Consider the following 18391-nt stretch of genomic DNA (forward strand, 5'->3'; position numbering starts at 1 on the left):
TTACGCCTGGTGGGGCGGTCCGCGCTGACCAACCACCACCGGCGCACATAATCCTCGTGCTTCAGCAACCTACATGTAATACTGGCCCGCAGAAGATGAGCTGGCCGTGGCCGTTCGGAAGATCAACTGGCCATTCATGACTGAGCCGGCCGTCAAGTAGATCTGCCGACCAATCGTCGAGGCCGGCCGTTCGCAACATAAATTCTGGCGCTGAACACGGTCTCCTGCGTGGGATCGGATGTCACCGGCAAAACGCGGGAGGACTGCTTTTTCATGGCAACGATCGAAGGTCCGGAAACGTCCAGCTTCGCGATCGTCGGGTACGCCGCGCGCTTCCCCGGAGCCACCGACGCCGAATCCTTCTGGGAGATGCTGCGCGAAGGCCGGGACGCCGTATCCGAGGTGCCACAAGATCGGTGGGACGTCGACGAGTTCTTCGATGCCGACCCCGACGCCCGCGGCAAGATCATCACCCGCCGCGCCGGCTTCCTCGATGACGCCGTCGGCTTCGACGCCCCGTTCTTCGGGGTGTCCACTCGCGAGGCCAAGATGATGGACCCCCAGCAGCGCCTGCTGCTGGAGATGGCATGGCGTGCCGTCGAGCATTCGGGCACCGCGCCGTCCGCGCTCGCCAACACGCAGACCGGTGTGTTCATCGGCCTGGCGACCCACGACTACCTCGGCATGGCCTCGAGTGAGCTGACCTACCCGGAGATCGAGGCCTACATGGCCATCGGCACCTCGGGCGCCGCGGCGGCCGGCCGCATCAGCTACCGGCTGGGCCTGCAGGGTCCGGCGGTCACCGTCGACACCGCGTGCAGTTCGTCGCTGGTGGCCGTCCACCAGGCGTGCCAGGCCCTGCAGCTCGGCGAGTGCGATCTCGCGCTGGCCGGTGGCGCCAACGTCATCCTGAGCCCGGCCACCATGATCACCTTCTCGCAGTCCCGCATGCTGGCCCCGGACGGCAAGTGCAAGACGTTCGACGCCTCCGCCGACGGCTATGTGCGCGGCGAGGGCTGCGGCGTCATCGTCGTGAAGCGGCTCGAGGACGCCATCCGTGACGGCGACCGGATCCGGGCCGTCATCCGCGGTAGCGCCATCAACCAGGACGGCGCCTCCGGTGGCCTGACCGTCCCCAATGGCGTTGCGCAGCAACGTGTTATCGCCGAGGCGCTGGAGCGCGCGGGCCTGACGCCCGGCGACGTCGGGTACCTGGAGGCGCACGGCACCGGCACGTCGCTGGGCGACCCGATCGAGGTGCAGGCCGCGGCCGCGGCGTACGGCACCGGCCACGACGCCGACAACCCGCTGCTGATCGGCTCGGTGAAGACGAACATCGGACACCTCGAGGCCGCCGCGGGCGTCGCCGGGATCATCAAGGTCATCCTGTCGCTCGAGCATCAGGAACTGCCGAAGCACCTGCACTTCAAGAACCCGTCGCCGCACATTCCGTGGGACCGCATCCCGGTGAAGGTCGTCGACGAGGCCACCGCCTGGGAACGCGGCGACCGGCCGCGCGTCGCGGGCATCAGCTCGTTCGGCTTCTCCGGCACCAATGCCCATGTGCTGCTTGAGGAAGCTCCCGCCACCGCGCCGGCGCCGGCACCGGCCGAGGAGCCCGACGACCGGCGCTTCACGGTGCTGCCGCTGTCGGCCCGGACCCCGGCAGCGCTGCTGCAGTCCGCCGAGGACTACCGCAGCTGGCTGGCCGCGCACCCCGAGGCCGGCCTCGCGGATGTCTGCATCACCGCCGGTGCGGGCCGCGCCCACTTCGAGCACCGCGCCGCGCTCGTGGTGAATTCCCTCGATTCCGCGCGCGAATTGCTCGGCGCGCTGGCCGACGACCGTCCGGCGCCGGGTCTGGTGCGCGGAACGTCCGCCGACAAGCCGAAGACCGCGTGGCTGTTCCCGGGTCAGGGCAGCCAGTTCGCCGGCATGGCCAAGGAGCTGTTCGAAACCGAGCCGGTGTTCGCCGAGACCGTGACGCAGTGTGCCGACGCGGTTGCCGACATGCTCGAAAAGCCCTTGCTGGACGTCATTTTCGACGGTCCGGAAGAGACACTGCGGCTCACCAGCTACGCCCAGCCGGCGATCTTCGCCGTCGAGATGGGGCTGGCCCGGCTGTGGCAGTCGTGGGGTTTCGAGCCCGACGTGGTGCTCGGCCACAGCGTCGGCCAGTACACCGCGGCCTGCGTCGCGGGCGTGTTCAGCCTCGAAGACGGCATGCGGCTGCTCGCCGAGCGCGGACGCCTCTTCGGGAACCTGCCCGCGGGCGGCCGGATGGCGGCGATCTTCGCCGCGCCCGAGCGCGTCGAGCGGCTCACCGATGAATACCCGAGCCTGTCGGTCGCCGCATACAACGGCGCCAACACCGTGCTCTCCGGTCCGGGTGCCGACCTGGAACGCGCCGTCGCCGGGCTGACCGGTGACGGTGTGCGCTGCGACTGGCTGGAGACCAGCCACGCCTTCCACTCAGCATTACTGGACCCGGCACTCGACGAATTCGAGACGTACGCAAACAAATTCACGTTCAACGCGCCGCAGCGCATCCTGGTGTGCAACCGGACCGGTGACACGCTGGGCCGTACCGCGAAGCTCGACGGCCAGTACTGGCGCCGGCACGCGCGCCAGCCCGTGGAGTTCTCGAAGGGCGTGGAGACGCTCGCCAAGCTCGGTTGCGCGGTGCTGCTCGAAGTCGGCCCGCAGCCCATCCTGACCGCCGCGGCCCTGCGCGCCTGGCCTGACCCGGCAACCGCACCGCGGGCCATTGCGTCGCTGCGCCGCAAGGGCGCCGACCACCGTCAGATCACCGAGGCACTGGCCACCGCCTACACCGCCGGCCACCTGCCCGACTTCGCCGCCGTGCGGCCCGGTTCGGCGCACAACGTCGATCTGCCGACCTACCCCTTCCAGCGCAAGGCGTACTGGTTCCGCGACGAGCGCATCACGCCGTCGGCCACCGCACACATGGGCGGTGGGGCGACCACCGAGGCCGTCCGCCTGCTCGAAGACGGCCGCATCGACGAGCTCGCCGCCCTGCTGGGCGGCACCGACGAGTCGACCACCGCGGTGCTGAACAAGCTTGCAGCACAACACAACCGGCAGCGCACCGCGCAGTCCGTCTCCGACGCCCGCTACGAGATCCGCTGGGACAAGGTCTCGGCCGGGGCACCCGCGGAGGTCGGCGAGGGCTCGGCGTGGGTCCTCATCGGTGACGACGCCGCGGTGCTCGCGCCGCTGACCGACGCCCTGACCCGGCTCGGCCATCGGCATCGCGTGCTCGGGTTGCCGGGGTCCGACGCCGACGAACAGCAGCTGGAAGCCGACCTGCGCGCGGCCGTCGAGGAGGAGCCGACGCTGCGCATCCTGCACGTCGCGGGCCTCGATGCCGACCGGGCGTCCATGCAGGCGTTGCTCCGGGTACAGCACCGCGTCCTCGGCGGCACGCAGCGTCTGTTCCGGGCGGCGGCCGCCGCCGAGTTGCGGTCGCCCATCTGGGTGATCACCCTTGGCGCACAACGGGTTACCGACACCGACACCGTGGCACCGGAGCAGACGGGCCTGTGGGGCTTCGGTCGTTCGGCCGCGCTGGAATACCCCCAGGTGTGGGGCGGCCTGGCCGATCTGGCAGAAGGCAGCACCGACGAATGGGTGCGGTTACTCAATCAGGTGATCGCGGCGCCGCGCGGCGAGGACCAGATCGCGCTGCGCGCCGAGGGCGTGCACGTGCCGCGGCTGGTCCGCCGCACCGGGCAGCCGAACCCGACACAGCTGGAATTGCGCGCGGACGCAACGTATCTGGTGACCGGCGGCCTGGGCTCGCTCGGCCTGGAGATCGCCGGCTACCTGGCCCAGCACGGCGCCCGGAACCTGGTGCTGACCAGCCGCCGCACGCCGAATGAGGCAGTGCAGCAGCGCATCGACGCGCTGCGCGAGCAGCACGGCTGCGAGACCCGGGTCATCACCGCCGATGTCGCCAATCCGCACGACGTCGCCCGCCTGATGTCGACCCTGCGTTCCGAACTGCCGCCGCTGGCCGGTGTCGTGCACGCCGCCGGCGAGAACAGCACGACGCCGCTGGCCACGCTGGAAGAGGCCGAACTGGAGCGGGTGTTCTCCGGAAAGGTCTGGGGTGCTTGGTACCTCAGCGAGGCGGTCGCCGACCAGAACCTCGACTTCTTCCTGTCGACGTCGTCGATCTCGGCGGTGTGGGGCAGCTACGGCCAAACGGCATACAGCGCGGCCAACGCGTTCCTCGACGGCCTGACGTGGCGTCTGCGGGAGCAGGGCGTGGCCGGTATGAGCGTCAACTTCGGGCCGTGGTCGGCCGGTATGGCCGACCCGGACGCCCGCGCTCAGCTGGAGCGCCGCGGTGTCCGCACCCTCTCCCCCGCTGATGCCCTGACCGGCATGGCCGACGTCATGGTGTCCGGTGGCGACCCCGCGGAAGCCGTTGTGGCGCGCATGGATTGGGCCAAGTTCCTGCCCATCTACTCGCAGGCCGGGTCCCGGGCCCTGCTGGCCGAGGTCGCCCGCGAGGTACCCGAATCCGCCGGCGCCGCAGGTGCTGTCGGTGCGTCCGGCAACACGCGACTGGTCGAGCAGCTCATCGCCGCGCCGGTGCAGCAGCGCAAGAAGCTGGTCCTGGAATACCTGCGGGACGCCGTCGCCGAGGTGACGCGCATCGAGGCCTCCGAGATCCGCGAGGAGACCGGGTTCTTCGACCTCGGCATGGACTCCCTGATGGCTGTCGAACTGCGTCGCCGCCTGGAACAGGGTGTCGGCAAGGAACTTCCGGCGACCCTCGCCATGGACCACCCGCGCCTCACCGATGTCGCGGACTACCTGCTCAGCGACATCCTCAACCTCAGCGAGAAGGCCGGTACCAAGGCCGTCACCGAGCTCAAGTCGCTCGCCGCTGCCGACGAGCCCATCGCCATCGTCTCAGTGGCGTGCCGTTTCCCGGGGTCGCCCGATCCGGATGCGTTCTGGCAGGTGCTTTCTCAGGGTGTCGACGCGATCAGCGAGATCCCCGAGGACCGCTTCGACGTCGACGAGTTCTACGACCCCGACGCCATGACGCCGGGCAAGATCTACACGCGCTCCGGTGGTTACCTCGACAGCGTCGACACCTTCGATCCGGAGTTCTTCGGCATCTCGCCGCGCGAGGCCGTGTGGATCGACCCGCAGCAGCGGCTGATGCTCGAGATCGCGTGGGAGGGCCTGGAGCGGGCCGGCTACGCCCCGGCGGCGTTGCGCGGCAGCCGAACCGGCGTGTTCATCGGCGTCGGCGCCAACGAATACTCGCATCTGCTCTCGGGCGGTTCGGTCGAGAATCTCGAACCGCACTTCATCACCGGTAACGCGCTCAACGCCATCGCCGGTCGTGTGTCGTTCACGCTGGGCCTGGAAGGGCCGGCCATGGCGGTCGACACCGCCTGCAGCTCGTCGCTGGTCGCGGTCCACCAGGCCGTGCAGGCGCTGCACGCGGGCGACTGCGACATGGCGCTGGCCGGTGGCGTCAACGTGCTGCTGAGCCCGGCGTCCATCGTCGCGGCTTCCCGCGCGCGGATGCTGGCGCCCGACGGCCGCTGCAAGACGTTCGATGCCAGTGCCGACGGCTACGTCCGTGGTGAAGGCTGCGGCGTCCTGGTCCTCAAGCGGCTCAGCAACGCGCAGCGCGACGGTGACCGCATCGCCGCCGTCATCCGGAGCACCGCGGTCAACCAGGACGGCGCGTCCAGCGGCCTCACCGTCCCCAATGGTGGTGCGCAGCAACGACTCATCAACACCGCGCTGGCCCGGGCCGGCCTCAGCGGCGGCGACGTCGACTACCTGGAAGCGCACGGCACCGGTACGCCGCTCGGCGACCCGATCGAGGTGCAGGCCGCGGCCGCCGCGTACGGCGCGGGCCGGGATGCGAACCGGCCGCTGCTGATGGGCACCGCGAAGACCAACATCGGACACCTCGAGTCCGCGGCCGGCGTCGCCGGTCTGGTCAAGGTGGTGTTGTCGCTCGAGCACGAGATGCTCCCGCAGACCCTGCATTTCAACAAGCCGTCGCCGCACATCCCGTGGGACTCGCTGCCCGTCCAGGTCGTCGACAAGCCCACCCCGTGGCACACCGACGGCCGTCCGCGTCGCGCCGGTGTGAGCTCCTTCGGGTTCACCGGCACCAACGCGCACGTGCTGTTGGAAGAGGCGCCGGTCGTGGTGTCTGACGACGACGTCGCTGATGACGTGACGCCCGAAACCCCGGCCACCGAGCCGATCAGCGTGCTGCCGCTGTCGGCGCGCTCGGCCCAGGGCCTGACGGCGCTGGCGCAGAAGTACCGCGACTGGCTCGAAGCACACCCCGATGCCTCGATCGCCGACGTGTGCTTCACCGCCGGCTCGGGACGTTCGCACTTCGAGCACCGCGCCGCGGTGGTCGCCAACACCGTCCACGACGCCAAGAATCTGTTGGAAGACCTGGTGGCGAACAAGCTGCGGCCGGGCGTGCTCAAGGGCGAGTGCACCGACCCGCCGACCACGGCGTGGTTCTTCCCCGGCCAGGGCAGTCAATACCCGGGCATGGCCCGCGAATTGTTCGACACCGAACCGGTTTTCGCCGACGTGGTGCGCCGCTGCGCGCAGGCGGTCGATCCGATCCTGCCGCGCCCGCTGCTGGAGGTCATGTTCGGCAACGATCGGGAAGCGGCAGAGACGCTGCGCAACACCGCGTTCGCGCAGCCCGCGATCTTCGCCGTCGAGATGGGCCTGGCCCGGTTGTGGCAGTCGTGGGGCATCGAGCCCGATGCGGTGCTTGGGCACAGCGTCGGTCAGTACGCGGCGGCCTGTGTGGCCGGCGTGTTCAGCCTCGAGGACGGCGCCCGGCTGATCGCAGAGCGCGGCCGCTTGTTCGGCAGTCTGCCGGCGGGTGGCCGCATGGTGGCGGTGTTCGCCGATCCCGAATACGTGGAGCGCGCCGCCGAGACGTACCCACGGGTGTCGGTCGGTGCGTACAACGGCCGCAACACCGTGCTGTCGGGCCCGGCCGAGGATCTGGAGCAGATCGTCACCGCCTGCAGCGAGGACGCCACGCGGTGCACCTGGCTCGAGACCAGCCATGCGTTCCATTCCGAGCTGCTCGACCCGGTGCTCGACGAATTCGAGTCCTTCGCAACGCAGTTCCAGTTCGCGACACCCACGTTGCCGCTCATCTGCAACCGCACCGGCGCGGTCCTCACCGCCGAGACGCCGATCGACGCGCAGTACTGGCGGCGGCATTCCCGTCAACCCGTGCAGTTCACCGAGAGCGTCAAGACCGTGGCGGCGCTGGGTTGCTCGGTGCTGATGGAGATCGGCCCGCAGCCGATCCTGACCGCGGCCGCGCTGCAGTGCTGGCCCGAGGGCGCCGAGACCCCGCGCGCCATCGTGTCCCTGCGCAAGGGCGCCAACGCACAGCGGCAGATCACCGAAGCGCTTGCCACGACGTACATCTGCGGGCACCGGCCGGACTTCTCGGCCAAGAACCGCGGACACCGCGTCGAGCTGCCGACGTACCCGTTCCAGCGGCGCCGCTTCTGGCCCAAGACCGCGAATGTCGTGGGCATGAGCTCCGGCGGGGCGGCAGCCACGTCCGGAATCCTGGGCAGCGCCAAGGATCTGGCCACCGGCGACACGATCTACAGCAATGTGTTGTCGGTCAAGACGCAGCCGTGGCTGTCGCACCACGTCATCTACGGCACCGTCGTGGTGCCGGGAGCGACGTACGCGGCCATGGCCCTGGCGTCGGTCGGAGCGCCGGCGCGGGTGAAGGAAGTGTTCTTCTACGAGCCGATCATCCTGCCCGACAAGGCCTCTCGCGAGACACAGCTGACCATCCGGACTCTCGATGGCGGCGAAGGCTGGAAGTTCCAGGTACACAGCCGGCCGAACGGGGTCCGGGAAGCCGAGTGGTCGCTCAACGCCGACGGCACCCTGCTCGCCGGCGCCGACGAGGCCGACGCGTCCGACAACGTCGCCGGTTCCATGGAGGACGTCGTCGAGCGCATGGAGCGGCTGCGTCCGCAGCAGCTGTTCGAGACCTTCAACGACATGGAATTGGCATGGGGCCCAACGTGGTCCACGTCTCTCAAGTCGCTGTGGGTGCGCGACGGCATGGCCATCGGTGACGTGTCGGTCGGTGACGAGCTCGCCGAGCACCTCAGCACCGAGCCCATCCACCCTGTCCTGCTGGACCTCTGCACCGGTGTGGCCTTCCCGGCCTTCCCGGCGCTGCTGGCCGCCGAACACGGCATGCACGACCTGTTCCTGCCGCTGCGGTACGGCCAGGTCGAGTTGCGCGACAAGATGCCGCGGCGCTTCTACGCGCGGGCACGCTGGCACACGAGCGAGCTGACCAACGAGACGCAGGTCTTCGACATCGACTTCCTCGATCGCGACGGCAAGCGCCTCGGTGGCATCACCGAGTTCACCGTGAAGCGGGCACCGCGTGAGGCACTGATGCGTGGGCTCGGCGGCGACACCACCCGCCTGCTGTACACGCTGGGCTGGCAGGAAGGTGCCACGCCGGCCGCTACCGGTGAGGACGCCGAGGCTGCTGCTAAGCCGACCGCGGGCACCTGGCTGGTGGCGGGCTTCGACGAGTTGGCCGCCGGCCTCCCCGGAGCCGTCAAGCTCGACCAGACCCTGGACGCCGCCGCCTGGCAGCAGGCGATCACCACGGCAGCCGAGGCCGGCGCGCCCGTCACCGGAATCGTCTGGCGCGCTTCGGGCTACGAGGACGCCGACGTCGCGGCCCGCCTCGAGACCGAGGTCGGCACCGTGCTGGCAGGCATGCAGACCGCACTCGCCGAGGAGAAGCTGAACCTCACCGGCGGCCTGTGGATCGTCACCGAGCGCGCCGTGGCCACCGAGCCCGGCGAGCCCGTCGACCCCGTGCAGGCCGCGCTCTGGGGCCTGGGGCGCACCGTCATCAACGAGCAGCCGACCCTGCGGCTCAAGCTCGTCGACCTCGACGGCGCCGACGACAACGCCACCAACTGGCTGACCGGCATTCTGGCCACTCCGGTGACCGAGTCGGAATTCGCACTGCGGCAAGGCAAGTTCCTCGTGCCACGGCTCATGCACTGGGCGCGCAGCGGCCACCTGCCGATGCCGCGTTCGGACGATTACGTGCTGGCTCCCACCGAGCGCGGAGCGATCGACAACCTGCGCCTGACCGAGAAAGACGTGACGCCGCCCGAGCCGCACGAGGTGCAGGTCCGGATCGAGGCCGCCGGCCTCAACTTCCGCGACGTGCTCAACGTGCTGGGCCTGTACCCGGGCGATCCGGGGCCCATCGGTGGCGACCTGTGCGGTGTCATCACCGAATTGGGTTCGGAGGTCACCCGATTCGAGGTCGGGCAGCGGGTGTTCGGCTCCATGCAGGGCGCCTTCTCCAGCCGGCTCAACGTGCCCGAGCAGCTGCTCGCCGTCGTCCCCGAGGGCATCAACCCGGTCGACGCGGCGACGCTGCCCGCGGCGGCGCTGACGGTCCGGCTGGCGTTCGACTGGGCGCAGCTCAAGCCGGGCGACCGCGTGCTGATCCACGCCGCCAGCGGTGGTGTGGGTTTGGCGGCGGTGCAGATGGCGCGCCAGAAGGGCGCGATCGTCTTCGCCACCGCCAGCACCTACAAGCGAGCGACGCTGCGCAAGATGGGTGTCGAGCACGTCTACGACTCGCGCACAACCGATTTCGCGGACCAGATTCTCGCCGACACCAACGGCGAGGGCGTGGACGTGGTGCTCAACAGCCTCACCAACGAGGGCTTCGTCGAGGCCACGGTGCGGGCGACCGCCCAGGGCGGCCGGTTCGCCGAGATCGCCAAGCGCGACATCTGGACCCCCGAGCGCATGGCTGAGGTCCGGCCGGACATCAACTACGAGATCGTCGCGCTCGACGTCACGATGATGACCGATCCGGCGCACATCCAGCGGCTCATGGAAGAGGTCGCCGACGGACTGGCCAAGGGCGAGTGGACGCCGGTGCCTGCCGAGGTCTACCCGCTGACCGAGGCCAAGACCGCGTTCCGCCGCATGCAGCAGGCCCGGCACATCGGCAAGATCGTGGTGCAGATGCCGAAACCGCTGCAGCCGCAAGGTGATCGGACCTACCTGGTGACCGGTGGTCTCGGCGCGCTCGGTCTGCACACCGCGGCGTACCTGGCTCAGCTGGGTGCCGGCGATATCGTGCTCACCAGCCGGCGTGAGCCGGACGGCGACGCGCAGCGCGCCATCGACGCGATGATGGAGCGCTTCCACTGCCGGGTGCACGTCTTCTCCGGCGACATCGGTGACGAGTCCTCGGTTGCGGCGTTGCTCGACCGGATCCGCACGGAACTGCCGCCGCTGGCCGGCGTGGCCCACCTGGCCGGTGTGCTCGACGACGCGCTGCTGCCCCAGCAGGATCTGGAGCGCTTCCGGAAGACCCTGGGTCCCAAGGCCTTCGGTGCGCTGCACCTGCACAAGTTGACGCAGGACGACGATCTGGACTTCTTCATCGTCTACTCGTCGGCGTCGGCGGTGCTGGGTTCACCGGCGCAGGCCAACTACGCGACGGCCAACGCGCTGCTCGACGGCCTCGTCGCGCACCGCCGGGCCCTCGGCCTGCCGGCGACGGCCGTCAACTTCGGTCCGTGGGGCCGGGGCGGCATGGCCAGCTCTCAGGCAGCCACCGCGAACCTGAGTGCGCAGGGCATGATGCCGCTCGAGCCGTCGGCGGCGCTGGCTGCCCTCGGCGAGGTGATCCGGCACGGTGCCGCGCAGGCGACGGTCCTCAAGGCCAACTGGCAGCGGGCCGCCAAGATGCTCGGCGGCATTCGTCCGCCGCTGCTGGACCAGGTGTTGCCGACCAGCGACACCGCGGCCGCCGGTGACAGCGAGCTGCTGCGGCAGCTGCAGGAGATTCCGGACGCCCAGCGCGCCGGCTTCATCACCGAGTTCCTGCAGAAGGAGGTGCAGGGCTTCCTGCGCCTGGCGCAGCCGCCCGCGGCCACGAGCCGGTTCCTCGATCTGGGTACCGACTCATTGATGGCGGTCGAGCTCCGCAACCGGTTGTTCGGTCAGTTCGGCGGCAAGTTCGACATCAGCCCGACGGCGATCTTCGACTACCCGACCCTCGGCGAACTCGCCGGGCACCTGGCGTCGCAGCTGCCGCCGTCGGATGCGACGTCGGATGCACCGGAGGTGGCGGTTGAGGAGTCGGCCGCGGCTCCGGCGGAGGCACCCGCCGCGGAAGCTGCCGGCGAGGCTGAGCCCGAGGCGCCTGCCGCACAGGAGTGACGACTGTGACGGGTGTGCACGCGGCCTGACCCGACCGCGTGCACACCCTTCCCGCCGCGCCGTTAGCCCACCAGACCTGCCCAGAAATTGTCCACACCCGCGTCAATAAGTTATTGACGCGCACCGCCAATTCTGTCACGCTCCTATGAGGATCGATCTCATCGGCGGAAGGCTCGGACTATGTCTGTTCTCGCGATGCATGTTTCGAACACCAAGACCAAGCTGCAGGTCGGCGCCGCCGCCTGCGCGGTCGCGGGAGCCGCCGTTCTCACCCCGGCGATGGCGCAGGCCGACATCTCTGCGCCCGCTCCGCTGACGCCAATCACCCACGTCCTGGACAACATCGCCCAGGCACCGCTGGTCTTCGCGCCACAGGACGTCAACACCTGGTGGCAGAACAACCCCTGGTGGTGGGTTGGTGGCGGGTCTAACCCCAGCCCCGGCGCGCCGATCCTGGTGGGGACATTCACCCCGCTGTCGATCATTCCCGGCTTCCTACAAGAGCCGTGGAAGCGCCTGACGCAGAACATCAACTTCTCCGCCTGCTTCCTCGGTGCAGGCGTGAAGGTCGGTCCGTACGGCACGATCACCGTTTCATTGACTCGCGGCTGCTAGACGGCAGCCAGGGAGACGAGTGCTTACACAATCCCCTTCGCATCGCGAAGGGTCACGCCGGTGTCGTATCAGCGAATGATCCTCTGATCCAAGCCATGCACACAAGCGATAGGAACAATCCCGGAGACCCGAACAGTCAACCGGAACGGATGATCCCGGGAGGTAAGCACCTCAATGACGATTAGTCTCCGACGCTTCGTGATCGCACTTGGATTGTTGGCCATCGCCCCACTCTCCGGCACTGGAGTCGCGTCGGCCCAAGATGCATTGGTTGGCAAGACATATGCGGAAGCGACAAAGATTATCAGCTCGTGGTCCGGTCACACCGTTCTGTCAACCGTCGTCGGTGACCAAGTCGCGATGGATAAATGTCTCGTCAGCTCGTGGCGGAAAGATAAGAAGACCGGCAAATACTTCTTAGCGCTGTACTGCAACGACTCGTACGCGACAGGCAAAGACGCCGGCTACTCGGCTGGAAGTCCGGAAGGACGAGACGCGAAGAAGCGTGAAGAAAATCTGAAATGGCTTCACGAGAACCCAGAAGTATGCGCCAAGATGAAGGAACAGCACCCCGCGTGGTTCAGGGTTCACATACCCGGATGCGAAGCTTTCAGCCCGCCGCTTTAGCAACTGTCAGCGATCAACATACCGGCATTCTCGCCGGTTTACCCCGAGGAAAGTGCCTTTGAGTGCAGGACGACGCCGACGCCCCACCGACTGAAACCGTCGAAGCTACTCCTGGTGACCGGCACCAGTGGCGACACCGCGTCCGAAATATATTGGGCGGCACACTAATTGCTCTGTTAGCACTCCTCGGCTGGCTGGCGTGGGACGCTCGCACCGTAAAAGACAATCTCGAGAAGGCCCGAGCCGAAGCGGTCCAAGCCAAAGATGCCCTTGCCAAAGGACACGCCGAGGCGGCTGAGCAGCATGCGGATTCTGTCCTCGCTCACGCTCAAGTCGCCAGCGAAGCAACACAATCCATCCCCTGGACATTGGCTGCGGGCCTACCCTGGTTGGGCAGTCCATTTAACGCGAGCAGACAGATTGCGAACGTGGTCGTTGGCTTCGCGAACGACGTCCTGTCGCCGGCCGCCCGCATTGGACTAGCCCTATCACCAGATCATTTGTTCAACGGCAACAGGCTCGACGTCCGTCTGCTCCGCGACAACGAGCCCGCGATTGGAAAGCTGTCCACAGACGCTCGCCGATTGGACGCCGAGGCTGAGGCGATTCCCAAGCCCACTTACATCTCAGCATTGGCCGACGCAAGGTCAAAACTTCAGGCGCAGATCACCAGCGTCTCGCGAATCCTCGACACAACCGCGTTGGCCGCCAAACTCGCACCATCAATGATGGGCGCAGACGGGCCGACCAACTATTTCATGGGCTTCCAGACGAATGCTGAAGCACGGGGCACGGGCGGCATCATCGGCGGGTTTGGGATCTTGCACTTCAGTGACGGTGCGCCGAGCGTTGAAACGCTCGGTTCCAATACCGCCCTTGAAGGTCCCTTTCAACCATTCGATCTGACACAGGACTTCTCCAAGGAATACGGCTATACCAACCCGACGACTGATATACGAAATAGCAATCTAAGTTCGAATTTTCCGTATGCGGCTCAGATCTGGAGGGCGATGTGGGCACAGGAGTCGGGCGTGAACGTGGACGGCGTAATCGCCATCGACCCTGTTGCGTTGAGCTTCATCCTGGGCGCGACCGGTCCGGTGACGTTGGCAGATGGAGAAGAAATCACCAAAGAAAACGTAGTCGTGTTGACAGAGTCGACGGCTTACAGTCGATACCCCACGGATCAAGTCGCGCGCAAAAAGTACCTCCAAGAGATCGCCGCGGCAGTCGTGAAGAAGATGACGCAATCCGTCCGTTCTCCGAGGGACCTACTTGCAGCACTCGGCAAAGCTATCGGTGAACGCCGAATAGCGATATGGAGTGCGACGGAAGCGAACCAGAAACTTCTCGCCCAAACACCACTCGCGCACGAGATTCCAGATGATGCTGCTCCGTACGCAGAAGTAGTGATCAATAACCTCGCCGGCAACAAGATGGACTATTACCTGAGACGGGAAATTAGCTACGCGGCCGACCGATGCACGGACGCCACACGAAACTCTACTGTCACGATCAAATTGATCAGCGACGCACCCACCAGCCCGTTGCCAGAATATGTTGCCGGTGCACTCGGCCTCAGCCCCAATGTGCCGATCAAGATGCCGAGCGGTTCGATGCTGACGTCCGTTCGGCTCATCGCAACAAAAGGTTCGAAATTGCTCAGCGCATTCGCTAATGACCAAATGATTCCGGTGTTCGACGGCCTAGAACGCGGACATCCGACGTTCGAAATTCAAGTCGTCATTCCACCTGGACAGTCCGGTGTGATCACCTTTCACCTGTCCGAACCGACATCGCCCGGGACACCGCGCGTGCCTGTTCAACCGCTGGCCGACCAGGTCACGCCTGACGTCCGGGTCCCGGAATGTCCGGCAGTCCGATGAGGGTGTTACTACTGACACCGTTTTCGCCGTTGTCGGTTCACGACCATGCGGCCAATGACCTTGCATTACCGCTAGTCAAAGCCCTGTCATCAAAGATTGAGCTGCATGTCTACGCCCCAGGCCAACGCAACGGTGTCATGCACAGCTGGCAGGCCGGCGGAGTTACGTACTACAGGGGATCCTCCGTGCAGCAGCGACGGCGTGACCGCCTCGGTCGCTATCCCTATGGCGGTCGGGCACATTGGTCCAGACAATCGACGAAAGAGGCGGTGGACCTGACCCGGGCACTGAATCCCGACATACTCCACGCCGAGTACTGGTCCGCAGCCGAGCCCCTACTAAAGCTGCGACGCCTCGTTCGGACCAGTCTTACGCCGCATGACATTCCAGGTGACGGAATGGTTATCCCGAGATCTGGCCAGTCCATCTACCGTCGATGCCTGGATTATCACGAACTCACCAAGACCCGCAGAATAGTCAACGCTCTCACCACCGAAATCGACTCGATTGTCGTGTTTTCAGAAACAGACATGCACAAAGTTCAGAACGCACGCGGTACGGTGAACATAATTCCGCCCGGCCTTGATGCTCCCACCACAACCTGGTCAAGAGGTCATTCGCATTTAGCCGTTTTCGGCGGGGCAATGTGGCGACTCGAAAACGAAGCAACCGCGATCTATCTGGCGCAACAAGTAATGCCACTGGTACGCAAGTCGGTGCCAGATGCGGAGCTGCGAATATTCGGCGCCCGTCCGTCCCAGGCCGTTCGCGCACTAGGCAGACAACCCGGCATCACAATCACTGGTGAAGTGGCGGACTACGATGCCGAATTTCGCCATGCACAAGTTGCACTCGCTCCCTCAATGGTCGAAGCGGGCATACTGATCAAATCACTGCGCGCAATGGCAATGGGTTGCCCGGTCGTGCTGAACCGAGCCAGTGCTCGCCCCCTCACCGGCCTGCAACCTGGCACCCAGGCACTGGTCGGAGACAGCCCCAGCGAGATCGCCGAGCATATCGTCGGCCTCATGTTGGACGGTGCCCGCGCGCAGAGGATCGGGAACTCAGCGCGTAGCTTCGTGTCTGCGAATTACGGTTGGGACCGTAGCGCGACCGCATATCTAGCAGCGTTCGAAAAGCTAGCGACCGCAGGGACGCAAAGCGCACAGCGAGGTAGCGGCCGACGATGACAATCCGGCTCACGAGCAGTGGAATCCAGCGCCTAGGCCAGTTCCAGTGCCTTACGATGAGCATGGTTCATTCGCCTCGCGGAATTGAGTCTGAGTCGTGACGACAAGCAAGTTGCTGTGTATTGCGGTGGTGGTCGCATTCGTCCTTGCCGCGGCACGAGTTGCCGGGTGGGCTGCAGCGTTTGTCGGCGCGTATCTCCTCACGCTGAGCGGAATTACGACCACCGTCTACCGAGGCGCCACCACCGTGGTGCACTATGGAATTGCGTCCGGTTCACCGAGTATCACGTTGGCTGACATAGTCTTAGTCGGCGCTCTCATAGCGATATGGATCCAAGGTGGGCGAATACAAGTACGATGGCTCCTCGTACTATTTGGACTCCCCGCGATAGCAATGCTGTTGACCGAATGGGGAAATACGCCGGAACAATGGTCCGGATTCCAGCTATACATGACGGCCCTTGTCTCATTTGGCGTCGGTCGCTGGGTCAGCGAGAATCTCGATGAAAACAGCGAATTCGTCCTCGCCGCAGCATCCCTGGCTGCCTGCACCATGCAACTCATCGTCACGGCAGCGCAGTCGCGCGGAGTGATGCTGATCGCGGCGCAAGGACCGAACGTAAAGTACTGGATCGATAGCGACCGGATGGTGGGACTCTACAGCCACCCGTCTGTACTTGGAAAGACTGTGTTTCTCCTGTTGTGCCTACTTCTTCCGCTGTCAGCGAGCCCCAATTCCGCCATACGCAGAATGGCCTATGCCTCGATGATTTTGGGTTCGATCGCAACTCTGTTGACGCTCTCTCGCGCAAATACGATCGCGATCGTCATCGCGATCGCGTTGTGGGCACTGCTGGGCAACCGCGCGAAAGCTGCAGCACACAAATTCGGCGTTGTGGCCGCGGCAGCCGTAACCATCATCCTGACGACGAATCTATTCGATAAATTCGAACTGCGACAGCTTCGAGACCCCGAGGGCGGCGCGCGCAAATACCTGCTCACCAGCGGGCTTGAGCAGATCGAACGCGCACCCTTTGTAGGCACCGGACCAAACTATTACAGCGAGTTCGTAGGTCGTTACGACCATCTGGTTGCTACCGGATTTCCGTTGCATAATTCATTTCTATTCATTGTCGCCGAATTGGGAATCCCCTTAGCGATCGCACTGCTAATCCCTGTAGTCATGGCATTCACGCAAGCAGTGAAACCGCATGCCGACTCGAGATTTCTGACCGTTCGCAGTGCCGCTTATTGGTCGACGCTACCCGGCGTATTCATTATCGGCGCGACCGGATGGGGCATGGCCGCCAAGGAGACACTACCGCTCTGGTTCTTCGTCACAGGATTTCTCGCCGCGCGGGCGGCGGCGACAAAGTCCAAGGACAGCATGGGTGAGCAACGTGACATCACTGTCAGAACTTCGCCCACTCGCGTAACCAATCCGACCTAGCGGTCAAGAGGCCACCCGCAGGAGGCGGACATTGTTGTCGGCACAACGCGCGGGCGCTGTTACGGTCGTCGGCCAACTCGCAAAGACCGTTCTGCAGTTTGCCGGGCTACTGATCTTCTCCCGCATCCTCAACCCTCGGGATATCGGCCTGGTCGCGATGCTCGCCGTAGTACTGATGCTCGGCGAGCTCATCCGAGATTTCGGAGTGTCACAGGCAGCCATACAAGCCGCAAGCCTCACCAATCGTCAGGCCAGCAACTTGTTTTGGACCAATGCGGCGGTCGGCGCGGTGCTGACCGTAGGCCTCAGTTTGGCAGCGCCGCTCGTCGCCGACATGTACCACGAACCGGCACTGACTGCAATCACACCGTGGTCCGCCCTGTTATTTGTTATCAATGCCCTACAGATGCAGTTCCAGGTCGATCTGGCCCGAAATCACCGATTCACTGCGTTAACCGCAACAGACGCAGTCAGCCAGTTGATCGGACTCGTAATCGGATTGGTAGCCGCTCTACTAGGATTTGGGTACTGGTCGCTGATCATTCAGATGCTCAGCACAGCGGTAACGCTGGTAGTGCTTCGCGGTTCTGTTTCCAGGTGGAGACCGGGTCCGCCCACGCTGGAGCCCGGCATGGGCGCTTTGTATCGTTTCAGTGTCCACCTGGGATTTACGCAGCTACTCAACTACGGCGCCTTGAACGCCGACTCATACACGATTGGAATTCGCTGGGGAGCTGCGCCGCTGGGTGTGTACAACCGAGCATTTCAAATGCTTACCGTGCCTGCAAACCAACTGTTGGCTCCACTTACCAACGTTGTGTTGCCGATTCTCGCAAAAAAGTACCACGAAGGCATTGATTTTTACGGGACGCTATGGAAGGCCCAGATCGTGCTTTCGTCAAGCCTGACATTCGGATTCACGTTGTCCGCCTCACTTGCCGAACCGCTGGTGCGGACCATGCTGGGCGCTGCGTGGATCGAGTCCGCCCGATTGCTCACAATCCTGTCGATCGGCGGGGCTATCCAGATATTCACCTTCGTTGCCTACTGGGCGTTTCTTGCATCTGGAAACGCCCGAACGCTCTTTCTCCAGAGCCTGGTCATCAAACCAGCACAGGTCGCATGCGTCATCGTGGGTTCCTTCGGCGGCCTCGAAGGAGTCGCATGGGGTCTCGTGATTGGACTCATGCTCACCTGGCTCATTTCCCTGCGGTCGCTGCGTGACTGTGACGATATGCCCAGTCTGAAGTTCTTGCGTTCAGGCAGTCATGTTCTATTCTGCGGAGTGATCGCCGGCATATTGATTTTGAAGTTAG

General features: G+C 65.3%; 7 protein-coding genes. All 7 read left to right on the forward strand.

Translation table 11 applies throughout. The features are described from left to right. Positions 1–273: 273 nt before the first annotated feature. Entirely contained in the window at positions 274–11307 is an 11034-nt protein-coding gene (locus VXD91_RS12070) for a type I polyketide synthase (RefSeq protein WP_346415509.1), read from the forward strand. 180 nt (positions 11308–11487) lie between these two features. Beyond that, positions 11488–11922 (forward strand): hypothetical protein, encoded by a 435-nt coding sequence (locus VXD91_RS12075; RefSeq protein ID WP_346415511.1) that lies wholly within the window; start codon positions 11488–11490, stop codon positions 11920–11922. A gap of 198 nt (positions 11923–12120) precedes the next feature. Continuing rightward, on the forward strand, positions 12121–12549 hold the full coding sequence (locus tag VXD91_RS12080) for a hypothetical protein (RefSeq protein WP_346415512.1): 429 nt from the start codon (positions 12121–12123) through the stop codon (positions 12547–12549). Positions 12550–12611: 62 nt separating this feature from the next. After that, on the forward strand, positions 12612–14435 hold the full coding sequence (locus tag VXD91_RS12085; protein WP_346415513.1) for a DUF4012 domain-containing protein: 1824 nt from the start codon (positions 12612–12614) through the stop codon (positions 14433–14435). A 398-nt stretch (positions 14436–14833) separates the two neighbouring features. Continuing rightward, the gene (locus tag VXD91_RS12090; RefSeq protein ID WP_346415514.1) at positions 14834–15625 is read left to right on the forward strand and encodes a glycosyltransferase; all 792 of its coding nucleotides are present in this window, start codon (positions 14834–14836) and stop codon (positions 15623–15625) included. Between the two features lie 394 nt (positions 15626–16019). After that, positions 16020–17075, forward strand: a complete 1056-nt coding sequence (locus tag VXD91_RS12095; RefSeq protein WP_346415516.1) for an O-antigen ligase family protein — start codon at positions 16020–16022, stop codon at positions 17073–17075. 34 nt (positions 17076–17109) lie between these two features. Then, the coding region (locus VXD91_RS12100; RefSeq protein ID WP_346415517.1) for a lipopolysaccharide biosynthesis protein at positions 17110–18391 on the forward strand (1282 nt) is incomplete at its 3' end.

This window comes from Mycobacterium sp. SM3041, from assembly GCF_039668335.1.
Classification (GTDB): Bacteria; Actinomycetota; Actinomycetes; order Mycobacteriales; family Mycobacteriaceae; genus Mycobacterium.